This window comes from Bacillus sp. L75 (assembly GCF_003676355.1).
In the GTDB taxonomy this organism is placed as follows: Bacteria; Bacillota; Bacilli; order Bacillales; family Bacillaceae; genus Bacillus; species Bacillus velezensis.
Genome location: NZ_ML064904.1, coordinates 145177 through 170540, shown reverse-complemented (window position 1 = coordinate 170540; position 25364 = coordinate 145177). Strand labels below are relative to the sequence as shown.

Below are 25364 nucleotides of genomic sequence, written 5' to 3'. Positions count from 1 at the left end.
GCTCCCATTACGGAGTGCCGGCTTTTTTTATCTCTTCCTGATTTTCATAAAACTGAGGAAAGCAAGTGCAAGCGCCAAAACGGTATATCCCGCTATCGGCCAAATATGCTGATGAAAGGAAGAATAATCTCCGGTTATGACTTCCTGGGCCAGCTCGATCGAGTGAATAAACGGTAAGGCATAAGCGATATGTTTGAATGTGTCACCGAGCAGGCTCACCTCCATCCAAGCCCCGCCCAGAAATTGCACGAGTGTAATATAAATCGTTCCGATACCTGAAATTTGTTTGTCCGTAAACACAGCCCCTAAACATAAACCGAAGAAAACGGACATCATCGCAATCGGCAGCAAGACAGCGATACCTGCGAGAAGATTCATCCACTCGGCGGATAAACCGGCAGCAGCAGCAGCGATAAAACAAATGACGATTTGTAAAATGGCTAACGGCAGCATCGGTATTGCATAACCGATGACATAATCGGCTGTTTTTAAAGGGGAAGCAAACAAACGGGTCAAAAGGGCGGTCTGTTTGTCTTTTGCGATCAGCAATGCAGAGAACATCGTAAGGAAAGCAAAACCGAAAACAATGAGTCCGGGTGCTAAATGCTGAATTTTAAAGGTATCAAGCGGCGCATTTTTTTCAATCGCCGTAAACAGAAACAATAGAATAACAGGCAGGGCGATTCCAAGGATAATAGACAGGGGGTCACGAAAAATTTCTTTGCGGTTGCGAATGGCGAAATCAAGCATAAAGACCCGCCTCCCCGTCACAAATCGCTAAAAAGGCATCTTCAAATGTAGCTGAATGAGTTTGCTTTTTCAGATCCTCCGCCGTGCCCAGTGCTTTTAAAGTCCCATTTTCTAAAATGCAAATACGATCTGCCAGGGCTTCAGCCTCTTCTAAATAGTGTGTCGTTAAAATAATCGTCATGTCACCCTTTAATGCCTCAAGATTTTTCCACAACTCGCGGCGCGAACGGACGTCCAGCCCTAATGTCGGCTCATCTAAGAAATAAATATCCGGCTTGGTGATCATTCCCATTGCGATGCTGAGGCGGCGCTGCATTCCTCCTGATAATGTTTTGGTTTTTGCTCTTTCTTTCTCTTTTAATTGAAACAATTCGAGCATCTCATCTGTTCTTTTTTTTGCTTCTTTTTTCGGAATTCCGTAGACACCGGCTATAAACTCTAAGTTTTCCCGTACGGTTAGATGAGGAGCGATAGCTGTTTCCTGCGGGGACATATTCAATTTCGGTTTTATTTTATCTAAATCAGTCAAAATACTGTGTCCAAGCACTGATGCATCACCGTCATCCGGAGAAAGGAGTCCGCAAAGCATACTGATTAATGTCGTTTTTCCGGCTCCGTTCTCACCGAGTAAAGCAAAAAATTCCCCTTTCTCAACTGAGAACTCAAGACGGTCAACGGCGGCGGTTTCTTTATAATGTTTCGTTAATTGCTTCAGCTCAATCGCGTGCATTTACTCATCCTCGCTATCTGCGTCGATTTGCTTAGCGTTTAAAATATCTTTTGCAAACTCGAAAAAGAGTTCTTGTTTAACAAGTGCGATACCTTGCTGGTCATCCCCAAGCATAAGCAGTGAATCCCCCGGATTTATATCGAAAACATCTCTTGCTTCTTTAGGAATGACAATCTGTCCTTTTGTGCCCACTTTAACAGTCCCGAATATGTGTTTTCCTTTTGGTGCCGTCATGTTTATCCCTCCGAAATATGAATTGTATTTTTTGTATGAATTGTAATACTTCGTATACTAAACATACATTGATCTTCCATAAAATTCAATAAAATTCATGAAATAGTTTTATTTTCATAAAAAAGCACTCCTGCCATATAACAGGAGTGCTTTTGATTTTATCGTTTGTGTTCCTTTATCATTTCCAGATGGGGGATGCCCGCATCGAGAAATTCTTCGCCGGATGTGACGCGGTATCCTTGTTTTTCGTAAAACGGAACCGCCTGCGTCTGCGCATGTAAGATAAAGCTGTCGGCGCCTTTGGCTGCCGCCGCTTTTTCAAGCGCCTGCATAATGATGGCTCCGACGCCTAAAGAACGATGGCTTTTCATCACGCAGATGCGCTCTAATTTTCCATGCCCGTCTTTCAAGCGCCATCTGCCGGCTCCGACCGGCTGGCCGCCGTCATATATGACTATATGCTCTGACGTGTCTTCGAATTGATCAATCTCTTCTTCTTCCGGAACGTGCTGTTCTTTAACAAAGACCTCTTTTCTGACGAAAAAAGCGTCGTTTAGCTGTTTTTCAGTTTTTGCGATGATGGATTCCAAGCAGTTATTCTCCTCCGCCTAATAAAAATGTTTCATACACAGTCCATGAGCCGTTATCCAGCTGATAGAGCAAGTGAAAACGGTCGATGACTTCTTCGTGGGAAATGTCCAGCATTTTCAGCTGTCCGAGTACGTCGGAATGTTCATCTGACGACAGCTTCTGGCCGACCGTGACATGCGGAACGAAGCTGTATTCCGGCTCGCCGGATAATGCTCCTGAGTAGCATTTCTCACTCAGAGATTTTAATTCCTCCGTCGGCTCTGCTTTCATATATATCACATTATTCACAGGAGAAAACGAGCTGTATTTTGTGATTTTCAGAACGAGCGGATGCGACTCTTTCGCCGTCTGTCTCAGCTGTGATACGACCTGCTCGATTTCCTGTTCTGTCGCTTCAAACGGATCTCTTAGCGTCAGGTGCGGAGGAATGAGCGCGTAGCTCGGGTCGTAGCGTTTCCGGTACGAATTTGCGAGATCCTGTAATTTTTTTGATGGAAATAAAACAATACCGTATTTCATGAAAGTTCCCTCCTTAAATGAATGGTTACAGCATTTTTTTCAGCGCCGGCGTGATGAGCGGCTGCCAGTAGGTCCATTTATGATCCCCGTCGAAGGTTTCATACGTGTATTCAGACTGTTTGCTTTCCAGCAGCTGTTTGAGCTCTTCGTTCGGCGCGGTGAAATCAAGAACCTGGCCGTCTGTCGTGTGAACGCCGGTTTCTTTTTCTCCGATTTGATGATAAACGGAAATCTGTTTGAGATCCTCCGACTGCCGGACGGCATCCAGCACGTGCCCGTCAACATACGGAGACTGCATGATGACGTTTCCAAACATGTTCGGATAGTCAATCGCCGTCATAAGCGAAACGGTTCCGCCGAGGGAATCCCCGATCATGGTGCGGCCGTATCCGACTTGATAAGTCGGGTATTCTTTGTCGATAAAAGGAACGAGCTCATTTGCGATGAATCGCTTATATGAGGCGAACTTAGACCCTTCTGGATGGTATGTGTTTCTTCGCTCCCGCACATTTTTATAAGGGACGCCGATAATGATGCAGCGGTCAATTTCCCCTTTTGACATAAGCTCTTCCGCCTGCCGCCCGATTCTCCCTAATCTGAAATAATCATGGCCGTCCTGAGCGATGACCGTATGATATTTATACAGGGGGGAGAAGGTGGCGGGCAGGTAGACCAAAACGGTCATTTCCTCTTCAAGCTCATGGGAGAAAAGTTTTTTCTCATGAATGATTCCGTTTTTTGATGCCACTTCGCATTCCTCCAGGCCGCTTCTTGTCTTGATGGTTTTTTCCTATTGTACCATGAATTATTAGAAATTTCTTTCTTCAGATGCACTTCTTGCGAGAGTTCAGATAAATAAAAAGTTATTGAAATTCATTTTATAGTGCGTTAATATAGAACAATCAGAAAATACAAAACAATATTCTTATCACGAGAGGTGGAGGGACTGGCCCTTTGAAACCTCAGCAACCGGTTTGCTTTGCCGCGGGAAGGCAAAGTGCCAAGGTGCTAAATCCAGCAAGCGATTCACATGCTTGGAAGATAAGAGGAAGAGAAAAGCTCCTTCTTCTTATGAAGAGGGGGCTTTTTTATTTTTGAAAAAGGATGGTGCTTACTGATGATGCAGCATGTTGATACAAAATTAGCCCAAATCGGAAATAGAAGCGAAGAAGCAACGGGAACGGTCAGTCCGCCGATTTATCTGTCCACCGCTTACCGCCATAGAGGAATAGGAGAATCTACAGGTTTTGACTACGTGCGCACGAAAAACCCGACACGCCAGCTCGTTGAAGACGCTATCGCCGTGTTGGAAAACGGTGCGAGAGGCTTTGCCTTCAGCTCGGGAATGGCAGCCATTCAAACGATTATGGCTTTATTTAAAAGCGGGGATGAATTGATTGTATCCTCCGATTTATACGGAGGCACGTACCGTTTGTTTGAAAACGAATGGAGAAAATACGGCTTAAGCTTTATTTACGATGATTTCAGCGATGAAGACTGTTTACGCTCCAAAATAACGGAAAACACGAAAGCGGTATTTGTTGAAACGCCGACAAACCCGTTAATGCAGGAGGCGGACATTGAAAAAATCGCCCGGATTACGAAAGAAGCCGGCCTGCTTTTGATTGTGGATAATACGTTTTATACCCCGGTGCTCCAGCGTCCGCTTGAACTGGGAGCTGATATCGTCATTCACAGCGCCACAAAATATTTAGCGGGGCACAATGATCTCCTTGCCGGTCTTGCTGTCGTAAAGGATGAAGAGCTCGGCGAGATCATGTTTAATCACCAAAATGCGATCGGCGCCGTTCTCCCGCCGTTTGATTCGTGGCTTTTAATGAGAGGGATGAAAACACTCGGACTCAGAATGCGCCGTCATGAAGAAAACGCCCGTGAACTTGCAGAATTTTTAGAACAGGAAGAAGAAATCGCCGACGTGTTATATCCTGGAAAAGGCGGGATGCTGTCTTTCCGGCTGCAAAAAGAGGAATGGGTTAATCCGTTTTTAAAGGCGCTGAAAACGATCTGTTTCGCAGAAAGTCTCGGCGGGGTGGAAAGCTTTATTACATACCCCGCGACACAGACGCACATGGATATTCCAGAAGACATCCGTATCGCAAACGGCGTCTGCAACCGTCTGCTGAGATTTTCAGTGGGCATTGAACATGCAGAAGATTTGAAGCGGGATGTAAAGCAGGCATTACAGCAAGTAAAAGAGGGGGCCGTGTCATATGAGTAATCACAATTGGACGCTGGAAACCCAGCTCGTGCACAATCCATTTAAAACAGACGGAGCCACCGGAGCCGTCAGCGTCCCGATTCAGCATGCTTCCACATTCCATCAGTCTTCATTTGAAGAATTCGGGACATATGACTACAGCCGCTCAGGCACACCGACAAGAACAGCGCTTGAAGAAACGATCGCAGGTCTTGAAGGCGGAACGAGAGGCTTTGCTTTCAGCTCGGGAATGGCGGCGATTTCGACGGCATTTCTGCTCTTATCCCAAGGCGACCATGTCCTCGTCACGGAGGATGTGTACGGCGGAACATTCCGCATGGTGACTGAGGTTCTGTCCCGTTTCGGGATCGAACATACCTTTGTCGATATGACGGACACAGAAGCGGTCGCCCGCGCCATCCGGCCGAATACGAAAGCCATCTATATGGAAACACCGTCAAACCCGACGCTCGGCATCACGGATATTAAGGGCGTCGTCAAACTGGCAAAGGATCACGGCTGTCTGACATACCTTGACAATACTTTTATGACGCCTGCTCTGCAGCGTCCGCTTGATCTCGGCGTAGATATCGTGCTTCACAGTGCGACGAAATTTTTAAGCGGCCACAGCGACGTGCTGTCAGGCCTTGCCGCCGTAAAAGATGAAGAGCTCGGCAATCAGCTGTATAAGCTGCAAAATTCATTTGGAGCGGTGCTCGGCGTTCAGGACTGCTGGCTCGTATTGAGAGGCTTAAAAACATTGCAGGTCAGACTGGAAAAAGCGAGCCGGACGGCTGAGCGGCTGGCTGCCTATTTTGACGGACATCCCGCCATCAAAAACGTTTACTATCCCGGCCTTGCCGGACACCCGGGAGCCGATACCCATAAACGGCAAGCGAGCGGAGCGGGCGCCGTCCTGTCCTTTGAATTGGAAAGCAAAGAAGCCGTCAAAAAGCTGGTCGAAAACGTATCGCTTCCGGTATTTGCCGTCAGCCTCGGCGCCGTCGAATCCATTCTCTCATACCCTGCAGCCATGTCGCATGCCGCCATGCCGAAAGCAGAGAGGGAGAAACGCGGCATCACAGACGGCCTTCTGCGCTTGAGCGTCGGAGTCGAAAACGCCGAAGATTTAGAGCGGGACTTCGAACAGGCATTGAAAAAAATAACCCCTGCCCAAGTGAGATCATAAACGAAAAGGGCGCCGTCAATTTTGCGACGCGCCCTTTTTTTATTTTAGATAAAAAAAGTGTTGACGAATGAGAAATCAGGATATATAATTATAAATGTCAGAGAGACAACAACATACCCAGCAACACATACATATCATGATTCCGTAGCTCAGCTGGGAGAGCGCTACCTTGACAGGGTAGAGGTCGCTGGTTCGAGCCCAGTCGGAATCATAGCCAGAACCCTTGCGTAGCAAGGGTTTTTTACTTTCCCTTAATAAAGCCGGTTTATCAAATTCGCAAGTTGTTGGCGAACTTGATTTTTCGGCTCGAAATTTATTGTTCGTATCTCTTTTAGGGGCAAAATTGTTGAAAAGTTCAGCTAGTGATGCCGTCAAGTAGATCCAAACCGCACTGTCGGTATTGCATTTCTATCGGATAAGAAAGCCGAAAAATTCGGTATCAATATAAAAAGGCCCTCTCATAAAATGGGGGCCTTTCAGTGTTTCTTTTAAATAGCCTCTTTTAGTTGCTCTATTACACTTTTCAACCATTCTATAGGCGGTAAGCCAATTGTCGGGAAATATATTTCTGCATTACACTTTATAATGTCTTCCTTTTCTTGTTTAGTTAGATCGCTATTTAGAAACTCTTCGCAATACTTTACTGTAAATAGCAAACCTTCTTTACTAATTTCCTCAATAAATTCGTCTAAGGCGTGTTCAGGGGATTGGATATCTTGATGAAATGTTGCACCTAAAAAATTTTCTAATTCATCTAAGAAATCATACCTTTCATCCATGATACTTCCTCTCTTTCTATTTGGTTGGATATCCTGTAAGGATAAAGTTACCGTTATTATCTTTTTTGAGTATAATTTTTGCGTTTGTAACGTTTTCTACTAGATCTGAATTTCTTGATACACTTCTGCCGATTATTTCTCCATCGCCCTTGTATCTTAACATTAATTTAGGTTTTTTAGGATCATCAATCCAATTTTCGATTTTCTTTATATTTTTTGGATCGTTTAAAACTGAATTAGCAATTCTTTCAGCGGTAGCCCTATCTTTAAAAGTAGATGAAGCTGTAATATGTGGGTTAGGATCAGTTTTCAGTCTTTCTATTAATTCTTTATCTGTTTTCCCAACATGTCTTTCTATAAGATGCCCGCCTTTTGCTTCATGAGCAGCTAAGCCACCGCCTGGTGCGAGAGGACTGCTGTCTCCTTGTTTAACACTATGTATGCCGCTATTGTCAGAAGACACAGATTTTCTGAGCACACTCTCTTTCCGATCTTCAATAATACTTTTCAACAAAGGAGTGTTTTTCACATTATGAGTATTTTCAATATCCTGTGCTATTCCGGCAAGTGCGGGTTCGTACTTATTTTTCGAAACGGAATTGATATAGTCTTTTCCTTTTTCAATCCCTGTTTTTACATGTTTTGCAGCCGCTTTTTCACCGGCTTCCAAGACGTTATCCACTTTGGCGGCACCTGTTTTGGCGAGCTTGCTTGATACTTTTACAGCTGAGCCGGAACCTTTTAGTCCGACGATGCTTATTTATTGATTTTGTCATCATTCATCGAGGGGCGAATTGGGGACGGAACTGCTTTTTGGGCTGATTTTGAAGTACATTCGCTGTATACTGCAAGGGAGATAAACATCGCCTTTAAGGCGGCGGTCTTTGCCGAAACCTGTTCATTTCAGAGAAATACAGAAATTTCGTATCACTGAACGGCTAAAGTGATAACGATCAGCAGCTGGTTAATCCAGCTGTTTTTTTGTATTTGAAAAACGGAATATTTAGTTTTTTATGGCAAATACAGCGGCACTCCGAAAATCATTCACAATACAGGAAATGACGCATGCGGCCGCCAATGAAATCAGTTATATGTCGGGTAACAGCGAATCGACAAGCTATCATTTTGCCGTCGATGATAAAGAAGTGATTCAGGGGGCTCTTCATCTGAAGGCAAGAAAGCATCCTTCCTCTTGTCTTCCGGTTTTTTAAAGTTGAAAACCCATTAAAATCCGAGGGGAGAGCGTAAAACAGATTCGAACGGCGCTGTCGCCCTTCATTATAGCGAAAGAACTTCGGGATTGATGGTGCATATGGAGCGAAGACAGCGAATGCAGTAATTCGATTTCAATTGATGAATGGATTAAAAGCTGATGGAATTTATGCGCTTGAACCAAAGTAAAACTTGAAGTGTTGTTAAAATAAGCGGAGACCCTTTCCTTTTTTACAGACTCTCTCCCACACTGACAAGAAGAGGTTTGTGTTAAAGCAAAATCTAAGAAATTAAACCCAAAAAGATTGCAACGACAAGCTTCTAAAGAGATGAAAAATATCGGGATATCAACTAAGGCATAAAAAGCGATAAAACAGGAGCTTGAAACAAGAAAAGAAAAAACAACTGAATAGAAAATAAAGAGAAAAAATAAAGGAACAAAAATATTTAATCAGAAAACAAAAAGCAAAAGAAAAGCATAGGGGCAGATTGAAAAGTTGAGCGGCATCAGTTTTTTGCTTCGGACTGATTTAGAGAAAAAGAAGTATAAGTCAGAGCCCTTCTCAAGACGAGGAGGGTTTTTCTGCAATTTATTCAAATACACTTACATCAGTAAATGCGGCTGAACGTTTCAGTACGATTCAGCTCATGTATGGTTTGAAGCCAGACGGCATTTACGGACCAAAAACGAAAGCGAAATTGAATTAATAAAAGAAGCCCTTCTTATAAGAGGGCTCTTTTTCTCTAACTATGTTGTTTTAAGATGTTTTTTAATTTGTTCAGTGACTTGCTTAAGCCATTCTAATGGAGTTATATCATCTTCAGGAAAGTATATACCATCCGCTGCTTCCTCTATAAATTCATTCTTGTCTTCTTCTGAATGATCACTATTTACAAACTCAGTTAGTGCTATTAAATCTCTTTCTTTTAGTTTTTGAGATGCTTCATTTAAATATTCATCAAGTGCATCTTCCGGAGACTCTATATCTTGGTGGAAATGTCCACCGAGAAATCTAAATACAGGATCAGAAACTTTAATTTCAATCATTATATATCACCTCGTTGGGTAGCCTGTTAGTATAAAGCTACCATCTTCATTTTTCTTTAATACTATTCTAGCATTAGTCATATCTTTAACTTCATTTGAACCTTTACGAACTCCTCTACCTATAACTTCGGTTCCTCTATAAGGTAACGGTAATGGATCATTAACATCACTTTTTAACCACTCTTCAATTTCCTTTTTATGTTTAGTTAATGTTTCATTAGCGACTCTTTCTGCAGTTGGCCTATCAGTGAAACTAGAAGAGGCCCGTATCTTCTTGTTTATCTGTAGCCTCTGTAATAACTCTTCATCAGTCTTACCAACATGTCTTTCTATAAGGTGTCCGCCTTTTGCTTCATGAGCAGCTAAGCCACCGCCTGGTGCGAGAGGACTGCTGTCTCCTTGTTTAACACTATGTATGCCGCTATTGTCAGAAGACACAGATTTTCTGAGCACACTCTCTTTCTGATCTTCAATAATACTTTTCAACAAAGGCGTATTCTTCACATTATGAGTATTTTCAATATCCTGTGCTATTCCGGCAAGTGCGGGTTCGTACTTATTTTTCGAAACGGAATTGATATAGTCTTTTCCTTTTTCAATCCCTGTTTTTACATGTTTTGCAGCCGCTTTTTCACCGGCTTCCAAGACGTTATCCACTTTGGCGGCACCTGTTTTGGCGAGCTTGCTTGATACTTTTACAGCTGAGCCGGAACCTTTGAGCCCGACAATGCTCCCGATGGCGTAGGTGATGTAATGTGATCTTGAATACGCATCCCCGTTAACCATTTTATCATTCCACGAATCCGCCAGGTTTGTCCATATGATTTTTGCGTAGGAGGGTGTGTTCAATACAGCTGATATGGTTTTAGCGACTTTTTGTTCATCAGAGAGAAGGTAAAAATCCCATGCGCCGACAGCCAGATCTTTGACGCCTGTTATGGTGTCTTTCCCGACATCATAAAGGCCGACGCCTATTCCTTTGACGATATCCCAAGCCGTTTCTCCGACTTCTTCGAGCTGTTTTGCTTGTTCAAGCTGCATCACATATTGCACCTGAGCGGGTTCAAGGTTTTCATAGCCGATCTTTTTCGCGATTTCCAAATACTCATCCGGATCGGTGACACCATCGGCCAGCTTTTTCTTCAGATCCTTGATTTCACGCTCTTTCGCTTCTTCCTTTTTAATCGTCAAATAAGCATCTGAAAGTCTTGCGATATCGCCTTTTTTCTTATGGATGTCGCTTTCACGATACGCTTTGGCGTTGTAGTGAAGCGGCGTGGCGCTTTTACCTTTGCCCGTGGCGTTTTGAAGCTGCTGGAAGTCAGCTTGGATGAACTGTTCGTTCGCTTCGGTTTCTGCGTATTCTTTCATTAGATCGTGATCGAGCTTGCCGAGTTTATGTATCGTTTCGCTTCTTTTTTTGTCAGCTGAAGAAAGCTCCTGATCTGTGCTTTCGGTTGAAAACAGATCGAGCGAGATAATGTCTTCGATCTCTCCGAGGATGGAGCGCATGTCCTTTTTCTGCTCTTCCATAATCGCCTTTGATTTACTGAGGGCATGGGTGAGCTCGTGCTCTAGAAATGATTCCTCTACATGCGAATTGGAAAGTCCGGCATCTTCGACCTTACCGGGAAGGCTTGTGAGAAATGCGATTTTCATGTCGATCAGATCAAGCCAGCTGTCTGTGACGCCGGCGTGGTCTTTGAAAAAAGCTTTGATGTTGTCAGCGCCCCGGCCTGAGAAATCGCCGTCACCAAGATCAGCCATGCCTTGAAACGCTTTTTTTAGATTGACCATCTGGCCGCGCAGTTTTTTGTATTCACTCGCACGCTGTTTGGCAGCGGCGAGGAGGGTGGTTGCTTCGAAAACTTTCATGACCATATCCTTTCTTTTAAAAAGGTTCAACAAGATATTACCATGGAGGAATGAAGGGAAAGACAAATAAGTATTTTGAAAGTGCAAAATGATTAATTTGTTCTGGGTAAATTTACTTATTTTATGATCGGGAATTGGGGAAGAGTTAGCTTTAGGTTGAATGGGTTGTTAGAACATCATGTGATGCACCTCCTTTAAAAAGCATACACACATATGAGAGGGCTGAAAATTACCCGTATGAATTGGGATACGGCGGTCCACATGGCTTTTCGCATGGAGCCAACATGCGGCAACTGGTCAACAGCTTTAGAAACTTCATCCTAACAGGGAAATGCGGCGAGCATTGGGAATATAAAGAAATATAGGCTTTACAGCTATGCAGGATGTATGAATATCCGTCAGCCGGCGAAGGAAAGGCAATCTCCATGTATTGTGACGGTTCGGATGCGGGTGTATGGAACTTCCCATTCATCCGCTGTTACGTCAGAGGGACGAAGCGACTTTTTTGAGGAGGAAGCGGAATGATTAAATTTACACGGCCATCGCCTATGAAGAAAACATGCACGATGCACCCGGAAAAGGAATCTGTCAGATCGGTTTCGTTTACTGATTTTAACGGCAATTCTGTAACAGTAACCCTTTGTCAAATGTGTCTGGCTGAATTAAAAATGAAAGCCGCGACTGAATACAGGAGCATGACCGAGGAGCGGGCTAAACTGAATCGTTTCAAGATTGGTGATCATGTGTATTTAGAGCATTTGGGAGTAGTCAGCGAGATAAAAAACATGGAAGGCGCTCAAGTGGCAAACAGGACAGACGCAGACGGAGTCCGGAAGGCTACCCCTAAGGAAATCGCAGAATACAAAAAACAGGGGAAGCAATGACGGTGAAAAACGATTCAGTCAATCATTTATCAGTTGTTTTACTTACAGGAGCGGCGGCCGGATGTTTACGGATGCGCGACTTACACGGCCGGAGCCTCCACGGTGAAGTGAAGGAAAATTCAAACCAAGAATGTGAATTGATCAAACGCAGTTTCATGAATCTCCGAAGGCTTTCATCCGAAATTTAGGTGCAGTATGGAAAAAAATTTATGGAAACTTGACATAATGCTGTCAGGTCCCTATTGTATGATTAAATGAATGGCCAGTAAAATGATAGGAGGCGTTCAATATGAAATTGCTGCAAATTAGACTATTGGTTAATGACTTTAAGAAAAGCGTCGAGTTTTATAAAGATTCATTAGGACTTCCAATCAGTTGGTTAGAGAAGGAAATGGAATATGCACTCTTCGATAATGGAGAAACGAAAATAGAGCTTTTATCTCGAGAAAATATGGCTGAAATAGTTGGAGAAGAAAGAAAATCTTTAGACGGAGATGCGCAATCAAGATTTTTGCTTCAGTTTAAGGTAGAAGATGTTGATAAAACGTATGACTATCTGCACAAGCAAGGGATTAAATGCGTCAATGAACCACATGATCGTCAGGAATGGCGTGCACGAGTTGCTCATTTCAGAGATCCAGATAATAATCTTATTGAAATATATAAAATGATATAATTTTTTGACTGGCAGGATTAAGGTAATGCGTTTGTTAACTTACCTTATGATTTTTATAGTCTGCAAGAGAAACATATATAGGTCCAAGACGGAAAGCCTGCGGACACTGATCATTGCACAGCATCACTGTGCTCTGACTGGTGTCCGTTTTTATTTGCACGGAGGGATAACAAATAGATGATGAACACGAAGCGGAAATGCAAACATTCAGACGGCAAGGGCGGCGCATTTAAGCGCAAATAAGGGGATGAATCAGAATACAGGATTTAATCATTCAAAGGAAATATATTGACTTTCATCCTGTTTGTAATGTTAATTAGAAGATGTATACAAAATCATTTTAATGAGGAGGTCTGGATGTGAAAAATAAAGCGGGAATACAAGTTGGACTATGCATTGGACTTTTATGTTTAAGCTTTACCGGTTTCAATCCTTTATTCGGCTCAGCGCATGCTGAAGCGAAGTCTATAGAAAACACAAAAATGACAAGTTGTATAACGAATCAAAAATTTGTTCAGCTTGAGAAAAAATTTGATGCCAGGCTCGGCGTTTATGCGATTGATACAGGTTCAAACAAGACAATCGCCTATCGGCCGAATGAACGGTTTGCTTACGCATCAACCTATAAAGTTCTGGCTGCAGCTGCTGTTCTGAAGAAAAGCTCAAATGAAAAACTTAATGCCATCATCCGCTACAGCAAAGACGATTTAGTTACATATTCTCCAATCACAGAAAAACACCTGGATACAGGCATGAGCCTGAAAGAAATCTCAGAAGCCGCTGTCCGTTACAGCGATAATACCGCCGGGAACCTATTGCTGCAGCAGCTTGGCGGTCCCAAAGGTTTTGAAAAATCATTGAAACAGATCGGGGATCATGTAACGAAAGCTGATCGATTCGAGACGGATCTAAACTCTGCGATTCCCGGGGATCGTCGTGACACAAGCACCGCAAAAGCACTGGCAACTGACCTTAAGACTTTCGCTTTGAGTAACACTCTCACGGCTGACAAGCGCACGATTTTAACAGATTGGATGCGGGGCAACGCTACCGGCGACGAACTGATTCGGGCAGGCGCTCCTGCAGGATGGGAAGTCGGCGATAAATCCGGAGCCGGAAGCTACGGCACACGAAACGACATTGCGATCGTTTGGCAGCCTGACAGAGCCCCAATTGTTTTGGCAATCCTGTCAAACCGGTTTACGGAAGATGCCAATTATAATAATGCTCTTATCGCTGAGGCTGCAAAAGTCGCTCTAAATGCTCTTAAATAAACATTGCCAACATTTTTTATGGACGGTTTTTTATATGTTGAGAATGCGGTATGCCGGTTTCGATGTTATAATGTAAAGCCATAAAAAGATGGGAAGAGGGGGAATTTCGATGCATTACATAACGGCATGCTTAAAAATCATCAGTGATAAAGACCTTAATGAAATAATGAAAGAGTTCAAAAAACTTGAGGAAGAAACGAACAAAGAAGAAGGCTGTATTCAGTTCCATGCTTATCCGCTCGAACCATCAGAACGCAAACTCATGCTTTGGGAGATTTGGGAAAACGAAGAAGCTGTTAAAGTCCATTTTACGAAAAAACATACAAAAGACGTTCAAAAACAAGAATTAACGGAAGTAGAATGGTTAATGAAAAGCAATGTGAATGAGTAAAAGGCTTTGTCTGTTGTTGGCTGACTCTGCCGGCAACCATCATCAGTTTTATTCACTAAAACCCTTGCTGTGCAAGGGTTTTTTACTTTAAAAAGTTCTTTATATGGCAGTCTTTTTATGGGTAAGGAACAGACTTGGAATGAAGATGGCCGCAAGGATGATGACGGATACTAAGAATCCGGCATGGTAGCCTTTTAAACTGTTCGAAATCGTCGGCTGCAATCCTTGTATGACAGTTGCGGTAACGGTTGCGATCACAGCTGACCCAAAGCTGGAACCGAGGTTTTCAATCATATGAATACCGACACCCGCTTCCGGAAGCTGTTTGCTGTCAAGACCTGTATAAGCGTCACTCATCAATGGGAGCATAATTCCTCCAAAACTGGTGCCGCGGATAAATAATACGACGGAAATCCAAATCATACTTGTGTTATCGGTGATAAAAATAAGCGGGATAGATCCGATCAGCGAAAGAACAAGACTGACCGTAACCACGTATTTCGCACCGATCTTATCAATCATTTTTCCGATCAGCGGACGAGTCACGAGCATTCCGACTCCTTGAGGGATTAAAGCGAGTGCTGCTCCGGCTGCCGTGAAATGACGAATGTTTTGAAAAAACAGCGGAAGTATTAACATCGGCCCCATGATGGCAACATTCGCTAAGAACAACCCGATCGAAGATGATAAGAAGCTCTTGTTTGCAAACAAATTCATAGGCAGCACGGTTTGGTTTTTCTGGATCAGATTATATACAAGATAAATGACTGCTGAAACAAGACCGATGCCCACCCATAAAATGGTGTCGCTATTGTTAAATGATGCATGATCCGCCGCTTTTGTAATACCGTACATCAATGCCGCGCTCATTAATGACAAATTGATAATCCCGAAAATATCGAGTTTACGATCTTTGTTGAATGGTTCAAATTCTGGAATGGTTTTCATCATAAGCGGTGCAGCAATCAAAACGATGAACACGTTGATGTAAAAAATCCAATGCCATGAAGCGCCTTGGACGATGAAGCCTCCGATGACAGGTCCTAAGATCGGGCCGAAGATCATAGGGGTACTGACGATTGCCATCACTTTTCCCAGGTTTTCCGGACCTGCCGTTTTAACCAAGAGTGTTGACATAAGCGGAGTCATAATACCGGCGCTGAATCCTTGAAGCAAACGGAAGAAGATGAAGCTGGAAACGTCACGGCTCATCCCCGCAAAAACAGAAATGACACCAAAGGCGATGACTGAGCCGATGAAGATTTTCTTACCGTTATATTTATTCATAAGCCAGCCGGATACGGGTACTGCAATCGCAAGTGCTAAGACATAGCCTGTAACGGACCACTGAATGGTATCCAATGTCGTGTTGAAGTCTTTGGTCAGTTTGTCGATGGCGATGTTTACCATCGTAGAGTCAAGCATTGGAGCGATTGCTCCCAGTGCAATAGCCCAGGCGGCTGTGAGAACTTCTTTTGGCACCCGAAGTTCCTTTCTTTTATGTGTTGACATATTACTCTCCTCTCAAAATTGCTGTCTTTGTTTCCTTGTCAACAAAATAATAGAGTGATTTTGTTTCTTTGTCAACAATAAGAGGGATATAAAAAGGCAGCCCGTTTTCATGGAGAAGGGCTGCCTATGGTTTTATTCATATTTATTCCGATTTCATGTCTGCACCAAGTTTCTTTATTTCTGAATCCAAATGCCTGCTGTATGTTTCCACGAAGTTCAGCATCGTGTCAAATTGTTCATCAGTTACTTGTTCAAACACGATTTTGTCCCGTTCTTGAAACTCTTTGTGCAATTCCTCGTGAATTTTATAAATGACTTTTCCTTGCTCAGTAAGCCTGAAATAGATTTCTTTCTTGTTAAGCGGCTTCTGATAGCTTTCAATAAGGCCTTTATTGATAAGCTTCTTCGTTAATTTACTTATGGCGCCTCTTGTCATATAAAGGGACTCCGCAAGTTTAGTCACATTGGCGTCTTCAATTTTTTCGATGAATTCGATGCAATGCACTTCAGAAGGTTTATGCCCCTTAAGGCTTTCTTCCATCTTCAGCCTATTCAGCCACACCATCTTGTTAAAAAAGTCCCTGAAATCCGTGAGGAGCTGTTCTTTTTTGTCCATGTCCCGTCCTCCTGCTCGGTGGTGCTTACACAATATTATAAAATGTTTGTTTCTTTTTCAACAATCGTAAAGTTATTATTTAGGAACTGAGAGATAGTGCGCAGAAATAAGAAGGAGGGGGAACAGAAGAAGTATTCTATTTAAAAAGCGGCTTTTTAACCGAAACGTGGGTTTTCGGGTATTTTTCTTTCCGTATTCGTTACTTGCTCTGTTTCATAACAGGCCAACACTACAGCCTTATAAAAAAGCAGGCTGCACAATGAGCCTGCTTGAGATTCGCATCAATCATTTTCCTGTTGCGGCATCATGAAAAGCGTCGATTGCGGTTGTGTATTTCAAGACGTTTTTAGACACTTTGGCGGTTGCGCCTAATGGGTACGCGTCTGACAGAACGCTGGAGTGAGCTTCGGGTTCCCAGTAAAATACGCCGATTCCTTTGCCGTTCGGAACCGCTTTCACCAGTTTTATGGTGTCTTTTATGGTCCAGTAGGAATCTTTCGGATTATTTTCATCTCCGCCCAGTTCAACCACCATGACTTCCTTGTTGTAGCGTGAGGCGATGTCATTCAAATTAGATGATAAATGGCTGGTGAGCTCCCAGTACGGCTTGCCTTCCCAATAGGGATAGAACGAAACGCCGATGATGTCGGTTTTTCCTCCGTTTTTAATGAATTGATCAAACCACCATCTGAATAGGCTGTTGTCCGTGCCGTGTGCCAAATGGCTGATGACCTTGGTGGCCGGGCTGACGGATTTCACGGCGTCATAGCCTTTGTTCAGTAAGCCGGTCAATTTGCTGAAATCGTTCGTGCTGCCGTCGGGCAGTAAAATTCCTGAATTCATTTCATTCCCTACTTGCACCCAATCAGGGGAGATGCCGTGATTTTTAAGTTCTTTCATGACATCGTACGTATGGTTATACACGGCTGCCTGCAGCTGGCTGTTTGAATAACCGTTCCATTTGTTCGGCTTGATCTGGTGGCCTGGATCAGCGAACACATCACTGTAATGGAAGTCAACCATTACCTTCATTCCTAACGCTTTTGCCCTTTTGGCCGCCGCAAGTACGCCCGCTTTGTCACTATAGCCGAGCATGGTCCATGTTGTGCCGTCTTTCAGCCAATAATAGCTGCTTGGCGGATTCACAAACACTCTCAGTCTCACGGCATTTATTCCGTGATCTTTAAGAATCTGCAAGGCATCTTTCTGTTTTCCGCCGTCATCCAGCCAGCGCACACCTTCGTCCTCCATTTGTTTCAGCCATCCTATATCAGCGCCATAGGCAAACGGGGCTTCCGCTTTTGCTTTAGGAGACTTCTCAAAGAATGTAAAAGCAGTGAAAATGAGAGAAAGACAGATTGCGTTTACAAATACACGTTTCAATCGGTTTTTGAACATCACAATACCTCCTGATAAAAAAAATTGTTGATTGATTTCACTCTGAATGTTTCAGCTGCCATTCTCCAATAACGTCGTGAAACGCTGAAACGCCTGAATTCCTTCGGGTGTCATTTTAAAAACGCCTGCATCGGTCAGTGCGCGTAAAAATACATTCGCGGTTTCTTTTTGTAAAACAGCGGCTGCATTCTCCGATGTCACGTCTTTATCCGCTTTGATGTTTTCAGCCCACGGAAGATGAATATCTTTGATGTCATGAGGTTCATTCAGTAAATACTTTTTCACTTCTGCCAGCTCATCTTTCAGGCGGGGAGGTAAAACGGCGAGTCCCATCACTTCAATCAGACCGATATTTTCTCTTTTGATGTGATGCACATCTTGATGCGGGTGAAAAATGCCATCCGGATAATTTTCGGAGGTGCGGTTGTTTCTGAGAGCGAGATCGATTTCAAAATCCGTTCCCCTGCGTCTGGCAATTGGGGTGACGGTATTATGGGGTTCATTTGTCTTTGCGATGATGCTGACGGTTTCGTCTGAATATTCCCGCCACTTTTCAAAAACATACGCAGCGGCATCTGTCAGCAAATCCGGATCTTTTGCGCGAAGGCGGATCACTGATACCGGCCACTTCACGGCTTCGGCCTGAACGTCTGGAAAATGACGCATATGAAAAGGGTAGAGGGAACCCGCTTTTGCCATCGGAAACTCATGGGCGCCGCCTTGATAATGATCGTGTGAAAGAATGGAACCTCCTACGATCGGCAAGTCTGCGTTTGATCCCGCGAAATAGTGGGGGAAGATTTCCGTTATGGCCAGAAGCCTTCTGAAGCTGTCGCGGCTGATGTTCATCGGCTTGTGCACGCTTGATAGAAAGATAGCATGCTCGCTGTAATACGCATAAGGGGAGTATTGAAACCCCCACTGTTCTCCCGCTAAGTCAAGCCTGATGATGCGGTGATTTGAACGGGCGGGGTGATGCGGTGTTCCGGCATACCCCTCGTTTTCCATACAAAGCAGGCATTTCGGATACCGGTTTTCCGGACTGTTTTTTACCGCGGCGATGTCTTTAGGGTCTTTTTCGGGCTTTGATAAATTAATGGTGATGTCCAATGCCCCAAAAGGTGTTGATGAGCGGTACACGATATTTTTTCGAATGGCCCGCGTCTTAATATAGTCGTTGTTTTGGCTCAGTCTATAAAAATAATCTGTTGCTTTTTTCGGGCAATCTGATAACAATTCGCTGAACGCGGCATTGATCAGAGAAGGGGCCGGTGTGATCACGTCCATGATTCTGCTTCCCAGCATGTCTCTTTCAGCCGGCGTATCGTTTATGATTGACCGTTTTACCGCGTCTTTCACCATTTCGTCCAAATAGTGAAGCCTGTTTTGTTTCTTGATATGTTTCGGTTCTGCATAATCCGTCAGTCCGAGCAGATCGAGAAGTCTGTTTCTTGTATAAATCACATCTGTTTCATTTATGTCGCCTAAGACAGTGCTTTCTTTCAGAAACCCTGCCACTGATTCAAAAACTTCAATGACCGCCGCCTCCATTTCATTTGTCCTTGTATCCGTTTGGATGTTGCCGATGCCAATTCCATGCTGACGCAATGATTTCCGATATGTCCGTTTGTTTCGGATTCCAGCCCAGAATGTTCCGCGCTTTATCGCTGGAAGCGATGAGGGCGCTTGGATCACCGGGTCTTCTTGCAGCCGCTCTTACTTTTATGTCTCTTTCGGTCACTTGCCGGGCCGCTTCCGCCATTTCTGATACGGAAAACCCGCTGCTTGATCCTAAATTGAAAATGCCGCTGTCTCCGCCGTTTTGCAAATATTCCAGAGCGAGAATATGGGCATCGATTAAATCGGAAACATGGACATAATCGCGGATGCACGTGCCGTCTTTTGTATCATAGTCAGTGCCGAATATCAAAACCTCCTCGCGCTGACCGAGCGCGGTTTGTAAAAGGATAGGGATAAGGTGGGTTTCCGGATGATGATCTTCTCCGATGGAACCGTCCGTTTTCGCGCCGGCAACGTTAAAATACCGAAGCGAGACATATTTTATGCCGCAGGCGGTTTCACACCACTTCAGCATTTTTTCTGCCATGAGTTTTGATTCGCCGTATGCGCTTTCCGGCTTTTCGGGCATGTCTTCTGTGATGGGCACTTTTTCAGGTTCGCCGTATACAGCGGCGGATGAAGAAAACACAATGTGTTTCACTCCGAATTCCTGCATGACCTCCAGCGTAATTTGCGTACCGTACACATTATTATTGAAATATGAAAGAGGGTCTTTCATTGATTCGCCGACAAGGGATTGAGCGGCAAAATGGAGAACGCCTGTTACGTTCTCCTTCGCAAACACAGAGCGAAGAAACGGTTTTTCACGGATATCTCCATGGTAAAAAACTGCTTTTTCATGAACAGCTTTCCGGTGGCCTGTCTGGAGATTATCCACAGCTATCGTTTTAAATCCTTTGTTTAATAATTGATCAACCGCATGAGAACCGATATAGCCGGCTCCGCCGAGAACGAGAATCGCCATGATTTATTTTTCCCTCCATTCAGCCGCGCCATCGCTTATATCCGCGATGTAGAAAGAAGCTTCAAGACCTGTCCTGCTGCGGTAGTGAGATGAAACGGCCCGGATAAAGCCGGCGGTTTCTTCACTTTCCACAATGGCTATGGCGCAGCCGCCGAACCCCGCGCCCGTCATCCGCGCTCCGAGTGCTCCTTCTTTCCAGGCTGCTTCAGCCAGCGCGTCTAATTCGTCACCGGTCACTTCATAATCATCGCGTAAAGAACGGTGGGACGCATTCATCAGCTCGCCGAACGTTTTCAAATCATTCGATTTGAGAGCCTCCGCGGCTGAGAGGGTCCGCTCGTTTTCGTTGACCGCGTGCCGGGCTCTTTTACGCAAAGTTTCACAGGAGAGAAGGGATTCGAGTTCGTTGAATTCTTCTCCCGTCAATTCCGCAAGTGAGGCGATATTCCGATATTGCCGCAGTTCTGAAAGAGCCTCGTCACATTCGCTGCGGCGTTCATTATATTTTGAAGCCGCCAGCTCCCGGCGCTTGTTCGTATTCATAATGACGATTTTATATCCGTTAAAAGCAGCCGGAATCATTTCGTGCTCAAGCTTATCGCAGTTTAACAGAATGGCCATGTTCTTTTTGCCTTTTTGCACTGCGAATTGATCCATAATGCCTGAATTCACGCCGATAAATTCATTTTCGACTCTTTTTCCGATAAGCGCCAGTTCAGTATCGGAAACATCCAGGCTGAATAACTTTCTTAAAATGGAACCTGTTAACATTTCAATAGAAGCGGAGGAGCTTAAACCGGCTCCGTTTGGAATCGTACCGTGAAAAAGAATATCCATTCCGCTGTCTATTTGGCCGCCGACTTTAAGAAGGTAATGGATCATCCCCTTCGGATAATTGGCCCAGCCGTCTTCTTTTTTGTATGCTGTGGCGGAAAGATCAAGGCAGACAATGCCGCTGTCAGGAAAGTTTTCTGAGTATAACCGGATCTGGTGATCTCCGCGTTTTGCGCATACGGCATAAGTTCCGATCGTGATCGCGCATGGAAGAACGTGGCCGCCTATATAATCCGTATGTTCCCCGATCAGGTTGATCCGGCCGGGTGCGAAAAACAGTTCTCCGTTACTTCTCTTGAAAATGTCTTCGAATCTTGATTTTAAAAGTTTGGCATCCATGATAAACCTCCGATTCTATTTTGAGGTATGCTCCAGTATGAACTGAATGGCTTTTTGTGAATTTCTGGTGAGGCTGATATATTCCGCTCCTTTCGTTGCGATGAGTTTCACTTGCAGGCGGTCCGCATCTTCTTTAATGTCATCGTAATAAGAGCCGACCTGCGGAGCCAAAATGATCATATCGAAGTCTTTCATGATGTCGTAATGGGATCCGTAGGCGCCTGCTGAGGCGGTAATCGGCACGTTATATTCTTCGGCTCCTTCTGTCAGTGCGTTCGCAAGCATGGCGCTCGTTCCCGCTCCGGCGCACAGCACTAACACATTGGTGCTGTGTTCCAAGGCGGATGAGGATTCCTGAAGATTTGTGCTGATGACGGAGGACGCGTCTTCGGAGGCGCCGGCCATGGCGGGCTGTAATGTTTGCGGCGCGGTTTCAGGCTCGGTGTGTTGGGCTTCTTTCGCCGCTAATACTTTGTCATAAGCTTTACAGAATGGCAGGTATATCAGGAAATCGACAATGATTAATACAGCCGTCAGCACAAAAGCCGAGAGCCCCATGCCGGTTCCGAGAATCAAGCCGGCGGGCGCCGGGGTGGCCCACGGAAGAACATACATAAAACTGTTCATTCCGATAACATCCACGAAAAATTTAAACAGACAGACATTCACCATCGGCGTTACAACAAACGGAATGAAAAAATAAGGATTTAAAATGATCGGCGCAGCAAAGAGCAGAGGTTCGTTTACTGCGAAAGACACCGGAACCGCGGATGCTTTTCCGACAGCTTTCAATTGCTTGGATTTCGCGAAAAGAAGAAAGATAAACGGAACCACAAGGGTTGCGCCGGTTCCTCCCATTGTGCCGACGAAGTTCCCGAGTCCGACGGTCAGCACGTTGGACGCCTGCTCACCTGCATTATGAAGCTGCAGGTTCGCCTCCACATTTGCGTAAATAATAGCTGCGATGGCCGGTTCCACAATAGAAGGCCCGTGAACGCCGACAAACCAGAACAGCGCCATCATTCCCCAAATGACACAAATCCCCAGATAACCGTCTGCGGCGGTAAAAAACGGCGATAAGAGAGAGGAGAGAGCCTCCGCAAACGATACGTTCAGCGTGTTCCTGATCAATAAATCAACGATCACCATGGCCAAAACGGAAAAAGCGAACGGAAAAACATCTTTAAATGTTTGTGAAATGGTACCCGGTACTTCTTTAGGCATTTTAATCGTAATATTTTTCAGCACGCAGAATCTGTAAACGTTCACTGTTATGAAAGCGGATACAAAAGCAGCTAAAAGACCTTTTGTGCCGAGGTATTCCGTGGAGAATCCGCCATCAATTTGAGTGACGCTTAAAATGAGAAACCCGACGACTGAAGCAAGCATCGCTGAAACGGGGTTGATCCCTTTGTTTTTCGGCATTTTTCGGTTCATTGATTCACTCAGGCATTTCGCACTTGTTGCCGCAACGATCAGACCGAGGGCGCCCATTGAATAGTTATAAACTTTCCAAAGCCATTCAGAAACACTTTTAGGCCAAGTGAAACCCAACACTTCCGGCACAGCGGCGGTGAGGATGAAAATGCTCGCGAATAAAATAACAGGCATGGCAGTTAAGAAGCCGTCGCGGATCGCGCCTAAATAAATGTTTCTTGAGATTTTTTCAAAAAACGGTTTTCCCTTTTCGATTTGCTTGATGATACCGTTCATTTTTCCACTCCTTATCGGCAGCTTCGGTAGAGTTCTATAAAATCCTGAATAAGATCACGGAGCAAAAGGGTTGTCATCAAGTGGTCCTGACCGTGAACGAAAATAAATCCTAATTCCATGTCCTTGCCTTCAGCTTCTTCAGCTAACATTTTCGTTTGCGCATTGTGGGCGAGGGTTAAATTTTCATCGGCGCTTTTCAATGCTGCTTCCGTGTTTTCGAAGTTTCCGGCACGGACTTCTTTCAGGACTTTCAATAAAGTGCTTCTGGCGTCGCCGGCATAGGCGACGATTTCAAAACCGAGCATCTGCAATTCTTCCTTTGTCATGAAAAAACCTCCTAAAGACGGCACACATGATGAAAAGAGACTCTTTTCACCATGTATGATCGTTAAATGATTGTTTTTGTTTCACTTACAAGTTTGTACCAGTAGGCCGATTCTTTCGGATACCGTTTTTGGGTGTCAAAGTCGACGTAAAAAAGACCGTAACGTTTGTTGTAGCCGTTGGTCCATGAAAATAAATCCATTAAGGACCATAAGAAGTACCCCTTTACATTGACTCCGTCGGTAATCGCTTTACTGACGGCTTCTAAATAGACTTTTAAATAGTCGATTCTTGCCTTATCCATAATGATGCCGTCTTCAAACTCATCTTTATAGCCCATGCCGTTTTCGGTAATGTACATTTTGTTATATTGCGGATAGTCCCGTTTGATGCGCATCAGCATGTCATACATGCCTTCAGGATAAATAAGCCAGTCCCAATCAGTCCGCTTCAGGCCTTCTTTGTAAATTCTTTCGCCGATTCCTTTTACTTTATAGACCGAAGTGCCCTTATCGCCCGTTCCATTATGGTGAATAACGGTTTCTCCGTCGTACGCTTTGACGAAATGGCATTGATAATGATTGATGCCGAGATAATCATTGCGCGTTGAAGCTTTTTTCATCACGTCAAAGTCATTGTCTGAAAACTCGTATGAAGCGCCGTTTGCCTCACAGATTTCATCCAGAGCCCGCATGGTTTCCTCAGAATAATAACCGAGGTAGGTGGCGTCGAGGAGAAATCTCACTGATAACGCGTCATCCAGAAAACAGGCATGGCGGTCTTCTGCTGTGTCGCTGGCGGGATATTTTGTTTCCAATGAGTGGACGACACCGATTTCTCCCGGATAGCCGCCGTCTTTAAAAAGATTGACGGTCATCGCATGCGCTACCATCATGTGATGGAGGCATTGAATGACTTTTGTGATATCACTTTTAACAGATGGCGGGAAAACCCCGAGTAAATACTGGTTGGTGGCTGTGGGATAAATTTCGTTAAACGTGCTCCAATATCGGATTTCGCTGAATTCTTTAAAGCAAAACTCCGCATAGCTGACGAACGCTTCTATTGCAGCGCGGTTGAGGAAATCTCCCTGGTCAAATAATCCTTTCGGTGTATCGAAATGATGCAGCGTGACAAAAGGGGTGACGTTGCGTTTATGGCACTCTGAGAAAATACGATGATAGTAATCAACACCTTCCTGATTGATTTTGCCCGTGCCGTCAGGGAAAATTCTCGTCCAGGCTATAGAAAGGCGGATGCCGTTTATTCCGAATTTTTCACATAGTTTAATATCTTCCGGAAACTGGCGGTAAAAATCACTTGCCGGATCAGGGCTGAATCTTCCCTGTTTTTCAAGAAATTCATCCCAGGCCACAGGCCCTTTGCCGCCTTCTTTTGTGGCGCCTTCCGCTTGATATGCCGCAGTCGCCCCGCCGAAAATAAAGTCATGAGGTAATTTGAGCATTACTGAATCCTCCTTCGCCAATGTGTGAATTGAAGTTTGTTAATGTTTGTAATTGTTATCTTTTGTTTAATGGTAAACGCATACATTTTTGTTGTCAATAGCTTCATAAAGAAATAACATCTGTGTTCATAGGGATTATATAAGTTTTTCGTTGTTTTATATGTTGATTATGTTGTTTGTTAGTGTTTGTTTTTGTTGACCGGAGTGCCGCGGTGTGTTAGATTGTGTGTAAAGTTGAGGGGATGATT

General features: G+C 44.3%; 24 protein-coding genes, 1 tRNA gene, 5 pseudogenes and 1 riboswitch. Of the genes and pseudogenes, 11 read left to right on the top strand and 19 right to left on the bottom strand.

What is annotated here, in order from left to right; translation table 11 throughout:
* Nucleotides 1–27 precede the first annotated feature (27 nt).
* The 6 genes from D5S11_RS09490 to D5S11_RS09465 form a co-directional block, all read right to left on the bottom strand.
* On the bottom strand, nt 28–750 hold the full coding sequence (locus D5S11_RS09490; RefSeq protein WP_047935611.1) for an ABC transporter permease: 723 nt from the start codon (nt 748–750) through the stop codon (nt 28–30).
* Nucleotides 743–1480 (bottom strand): ABC transporter ATP-binding protein, encoded by a 738-nt coding sequence (locus tag D5S11_RS09485; RefSeq protein ID WP_020955650.1) that lies wholly within the window; start codon nt 1478–1480, stop codon nt 743–745. Before D5S11_RS09485 ends, D5S11_RS09490 begins: the two co-directional genes overlap by 8 nt.
* Nucleotides 1481–1714 (bottom strand): AbrB/MazE/SpoVT family DNA-binding domain-containing protein, encoded by a 234-nt coding sequence (locus D5S11_RS09480; RefSeq protein WP_003154973.1) that lies wholly within the window; start codon nt 1712–1714, stop codon nt 1481–1483.
* Nucleotides 1715–1872: 158 nt separating this feature from the next.
* Complete coding sequence (locus tag D5S11_RS09475; protein WP_012117312.1) at nt 1873–2304, bottom strand: GNAT family N-acetyltransferase; 432 nt, start codon at nt 2302–2304, stop codon at nt 1873–1875.
* A gap of 4 nt (nt 2305–2308) precedes the next feature.
* Nucleotides 2309–2824 (bottom strand): YjcG family protein, encoded by a 516-nt coding sequence (locus tag D5S11_RS09470; protein ID WP_007409076.1) that lies wholly within the window; start codon nt 2822–2824, stop codon nt 2309–2311.
* 25 nt (nt 2825–2849) lie between these two features.
* On the bottom strand, nt 2850–3572 hold the full coding sequence (locus D5S11_RS09465) for an esterase family protein (protein WP_007409075.1): 723 nt from the start codon (nt 3570–3572) through the stop codon (nt 2850–2852).
* Nucleotides 3573–3746: 174 nt separating this feature from the next.
* Nucleotides 3747–3872, top strand: a riboswitch (SAM riboswitch).
* A 69-nt stretch (nt 3873–3941) separates the two neighbouring features.
* Between D5S11_RS09465 and D5S11_RS09460 the strand changes: the two genes are divergently transcribed.
* The 3 genes from D5S11_RS09460 (at nt 3942) to D5S11_RS09450 (ending at nt 6442) form a co-directional block, all read left to right on the top strand.
* On the top strand, nt 3942–5063 hold the full coding sequence (locus D5S11_RS09460; RefSeq protein ID WP_047935612.1) for a methionine biosynthesis PLP-dependent protein: 1122 nt from the start codon (nt 3942–3944) through the stop codon (nt 5061–5063).
* A complete protein-coding gene (gene metC / locus D5S11_RS09455; protein ID WP_007409073.1) occupies nt 5056–6231 on the top strand; it encodes a cystathionine beta-lyase in 1176 nt (391 codons plus the stop codon). The genes D5S11_RS09460 and metC overlap by 8 nt, the downstream gene beginning before the upstream one ends.
* 138 nt (nt 6232–6369) lie before the next feature.
* Nucleotides 6370–6442, top strand: a tRNA-Val gene (locus D5S11_RS09450).
* A gap of 277 nt (nt 6443–6719) precedes the next feature.
* On the opposite strand, the gene D5S11_RS09445 is transcribed toward D5S11_RS09450, so the two are convergent.
* Both D5S11_RS09445 and D5S11_RS09440 read right to left on the bottom strand, forming a co-directional pair.
* Nucleotides 6720–7010 (bottom strand): contact-dependent growth inhibition system immunity protein, encoded by a 291-nt coding sequence (locus D5S11_RS09445; RefSeq protein WP_032866139.1) that lies wholly within the window; start codon nt 7008–7010, stop codon nt 6720–6722.
* Between the two features lie 16 nt (nt 7011–7026).
* Nucleotides 7027–7767, bottom strand: a pseudogene (locus D5S11_RS09440) (RNase A-like domain-containing protein); the annotation flags it as partial.
* A 285-nt stretch (nt 7768–8052) separates the two neighbouring features.
* On the opposite strand from D5S11_RS09440, the pseudogene D5S11_RS09435 reads away from it, so the two are divergent.
* From D5S11_RS09435 to D5S11_RS20470, 4 pseudogenes are all read left to right on the top strand, one after another.
* A pseudogene (locus D5S11_RS09435) lies at nt 8053–8167 on the top strand (N-acetylmuramoyl-L-alanine amidase); the annotation flags it as partial.
* 130 nt (nt 8168–8297) lie between these two features.
* Nucleotides 8298–8411 (top strand): annotated as a pseudogene (locus D5S11_RS09430) (peptidoglycan-binding domain-containing protein); the annotation flags it as partial.
* Nucleotides 8412–8453: 42 nt separating this feature from the next.
* Nucleotides 8454–8723 (top strand): annotated as a pseudogene (locus D5S11_RS20400) (DUF2992 family protein); the annotation flags it as partial.
* A 108-nt stretch (nt 8724–8831) separates the two neighbouring features.
* Nucleotides 8832–8930 (top strand): annotated as a pseudogene (locus D5S11_RS20470) (peptidoglycan-binding domain-containing protein); the annotation flags it as partial.
* 40 nt (nt 8931–8970) lie between these two features.
* Here D5S11_RS20470 and D5S11_RS09420 read toward each other — a convergent pair.
* Entirely contained in the window at nt 8971–9270 is a 300-nt protein-coding gene (locus D5S11_RS09420; protein WP_032866138.1) for a contact-dependent growth inhibition system immunity protein, read from the bottom strand.
* Between the two features lie 6 nt (nt 9271–9276).
* A complete protein-coding gene (locus D5S11_RS09415) occupies nt 9277–11145 on the bottom strand; it encodes a ribonuclease YeeF family protein (RefSeq protein WP_108725042.1) in 1869 nt (622 codons plus the stop codon).
* A 521-nt stretch (nt 11146–11666) separates the two neighbouring features.
* Here D5S11_RS09415 and D5S11_RS09410 point away from each other — a divergent pair.
* The 4 genes from D5S11_RS09410 (at nt 11667) to D5S11_RS09395 (ending at nt 14370) form a co-directional block, all read left to right on the top strand.
* Nucleotides 11667–12029 carry a hypothetical protein gene (locus D5S11_RS09410; protein ID WP_108725041.1) on the top strand — a complete coding sequence of 121 codons (363 nt, stop codon included), beginning with the start codon at nt 11667–11669 and terminating at the stop codon, nt 12027–12029.
* Between the two features lie 289 nt (nt 12030–12318).
* Complete coding sequence (locus D5S11_RS09405; protein ID WP_007407334.1) at nt 12319–12705, top strand: VOC family protein; 387 nt, start codon at nt 12319–12321, stop codon at nt 12703–12705.
* 353 nt (nt 12706–13058) lie between these two features.
* The gene (gene bla / locus D5S11_RS09400) at nt 13059–13979 is read left to right on the top strand and encodes a class A beta-lactamase (RefSeq protein WP_108725040.1); all 921 of its coding nucleotides are present in this window, start codon (nt 13059–13061) and stop codon (nt 13977–13979) included.
* A 109-nt stretch (nt 13980–14088) separates the two neighbouring features.
* Entirely contained in the window at nt 14089–14370 is a 282-nt protein-coding gene (locus D5S11_RS09395; protein ID WP_032866134.1) for a putative quinol monooxygenase, read from the top strand.
* A 99-nt stretch (nt 14371–14469) separates the two neighbouring features.
* Here the strand turns inward: D5S11_RS09395 and D5S11_RS09390 are convergent, their stop codons facing one another.
* The 9 genes from D5S11_RS09390 to lacG form a co-directional block, all read right to left on the bottom strand.
* Complete coding sequence (locus D5S11_RS09390; RefSeq protein ID WP_020955659.1) at nt 14470–15882, bottom strand: MDR family MFS transporter; 1413 nt, start codon at nt 15880–15882, stop codon at nt 14470–14472.
* Between the two features lie 142 nt (nt 15883–16024).
* Nucleotides 16025–16498: a MarR family transcriptional regulator gene (locus D5S11_RS09385; protein ID WP_007407329.1), complete on the bottom strand. Its 474-nt coding sequence runs from the start codon at nt 16496–16498 to the stop codon at nt 16025–16027.
* A gap of 285 nt (nt 16499–16783) precedes the next feature.
* Nucleotides 16784–17896, bottom strand: a complete 1113-nt coding sequence (locus tag D5S11_RS09380) for a glycoside hydrolase family 53 protein (protein WP_108725039.1) — start codon at nt 17894–17896, stop codon at nt 16784–16786.
* A 51-nt stretch (nt 17897–17947) separates the two neighbouring features.
* A complete protein-coding gene (gene galT / locus D5S11_RS09375; protein WP_108725038.1) occupies nt 17948–19447 on the bottom strand; it encodes a UDP-glucose--hexose-1-phosphate uridylyltransferase in 1500 nt (499 codons plus the stop codon).
* Between the two features lies 1 nt (nt 19448).
* A complete protein-coding gene (gene galE / locus D5S11_RS09370) occupies nt 19449–20441 on the bottom strand; it encodes a UDP-glucose 4-epimerase GalE (RefSeq protein ID WP_108725037.1) in 993 nt (330 codons plus the stop codon).
* Between the two features lie 3 nt (nt 20442–20444).
* On the bottom strand, nt 20445–21614 hold the full coding sequence (locus tag D5S11_RS09365) for a galactokinase (protein WP_108725036.1): 1170 nt from the start codon (nt 21612–21614) through the stop codon (nt 20445–20447).
* A gap of 15 nt (nt 21615–21629) precedes the next feature.
* Entirely contained in the window at nt 21630–23327 is a 1698-nt protein-coding gene (locus tag D5S11_RS09360; protein ID WP_015239654.1) for a PTS lactose transporter subunit IIBC, read from the bottom strand.
* Between the two features lie 11 nt (nt 23328–23338).
* A complete protein-coding gene (locus D5S11_RS09355) occupies nt 23339–23653 on the bottom strand; it encodes a PTS sugar transporter subunit IIA (protein WP_108725035.1) in 315 nt (104 codons plus the stop codon).
* Between the two features lie 62 nt (nt 23654–23715).
* The gene (gene lacG / locus D5S11_RS09350; protein WP_108725034.1) at nt 23716–25116 is read right to left on the bottom strand and encodes a 6-phospho-beta-galactosidase; all 1401 of its coding nucleotides are present in this window, start codon (nt 25114–25116) and stop codon (nt 23716–23718) included.
* Nucleotides 25117–25364: the final 248 nt, after the last annotated feature.

What these genes read in the sequence shown, in the direction of transcription:
- metC (WP_007409073.1), top strand. Translation starts at nt 5,056, where the DNA reads ATGAGTAATCACAATTGGACGCTGGAAACCCAGCTCGTGCACAATCCA.
- galT (WP_108725038.1), bottom strand. Translation starts at nt 19,447, where the DNA reads ATGGAGGCGGCGGTCATTGAAGTTTTTGAATCAGTGGCAGGGTTTCTG.
- D5S11_RS09360 (WP_015239654.1), bottom strand. Translation starts at nt 23,327, where the DNA reads ATGAACGGTATCATCAAGCAAATCGAAAAGGGAAAACCGTTTTTTGAA.
- D5S11_RS09385 (WP_007407329.1), bottom strand. Translation starts at nt 16,498, where the DNA reads ATGGACAAAAAAGAACAGCTCCTCACGGATTTCAGGGACTTTTTTAAC.
- galE (WP_108725037.1), bottom strand. Translation starts at nt 20,441, where the DNA reads ATGGCGATTCTCGTTCTCGGCGGAGCCGGCTATATCGGTTCTCATGCG.
- D5S11_RS09410 (WP_108725041.1), top strand. Translation starts at nt 11,667, where the DNA reads ATGATTAAATTTACACGGCCATCGCCTATGAAGAAAACATGCACGATG.
- D5S11_RS09470 (WP_007409076.1), bottom strand. Translation starts at nt 2,824, where the DNA reads ATGAAATACGGTATTGTTTTATTTCCATCAAAAAAATTACAGGATCTC.
- D5S11_RS09490 (WP_047935611.1), bottom strand. Translation starts at nt 750, where the DNA reads ATGCTTGATTTCGCCATTCGCAACCGCAAAGAAATTTTTCGTGACCCC.
- D5S11_RS09380 (WP_108725039.1), bottom strand. Translation starts at nt 17,896, where the DNA reads ATGTTCAAAAACCGATTGAAACGTGTATTTGTAAACGCAATCTGTCTT.
- D5S11_RS09355 (WP_108725035.1), bottom strand. Translation starts at nt 23,653, where the DNA reads ATGACAAAGGAAGAATTGCAGATGCTCGGTTTTGAAATCGTCGCCTAT.
- D5S11_RS09395 (WP_032866134.1), top strand. Translation starts at nt 14,089, where the DNA reads ATGCATTACATAACGGCATGCTTAAAAATCATCAGTGATAAAGACCTT.
- D5S11_RS09485 (WP_020955650.1), bottom strand. Translation starts at nt 1,480, where the DNA reads ATGCACGCGATTGAGCTGAAGCAATTAACGAAACATTATAAAGAAACC.
- D5S11_RS09390 (WP_020955659.1), bottom strand. Translation starts at nt 15,882, where the DNA reads ATGTCAACACATAAAAGAAAGGAACTTCGGGTGCCAAAAGAAGTTCTC.
- D5S11_RS09405 (WP_007407334.1), top strand. Translation starts at nt 12,319, where the DNA reads ATGAAATTGCTGCAAATTAGACTATTGGTTAATGACTTTAAGAAAAGC.
- D5S11_RS09365 (WP_108725036.1), bottom strand. Translation starts at nt 21,614, where the DNA reads ATGGATGCCAAACTTTTAAAATCAAGATTCGAAGACATTTTCAAGAGA.
- D5S11_RS09415 (WP_108725042.1), bottom strand. Translation starts at nt 11,145, where the DNA reads ATGAAAGTTTTCGAAGCAACCACCCTCCTCGCCGCTGCCAAACAGCGT.
- D5S11_RS09445 (WP_032866139.1), bottom strand. Translation starts at nt 7,010, where the DNA reads ATGGATGAAAGGTATGATTTCTTAGATGAATTAGAAAATTTTTTAGGT.
- D5S11_RS09420 (WP_032866138.1), bottom strand. Translation starts at nt 9,270, where the DNA reads ATGATTGAAATTAAAGTTTCTGATCCTGTATTTAGATTTCTCGGTGGA.
- D5S11_RS09460 (WP_047935612.1), top strand. Translation starts at nt 3,942, where the DNA reads ATGATGCAGCATGTTGATACAAAATTAGCCCAAATCGGAAATAGAAGC.
- D5S11_RS09480 (WP_003154973.1), bottom strand. Translation starts at nt 1,714, where the DNA reads ATGACGGCACCAAAAGGAAAACACATATTCGGGACTGTTAAAGTGGGC.
- lacG (WP_108725034.1), bottom strand. Translation starts at nt 25,116, where the DNA reads ATGCTCAAATTACCTCATGACTTTATTTTCGGCGGGGCGACTGCGGCA.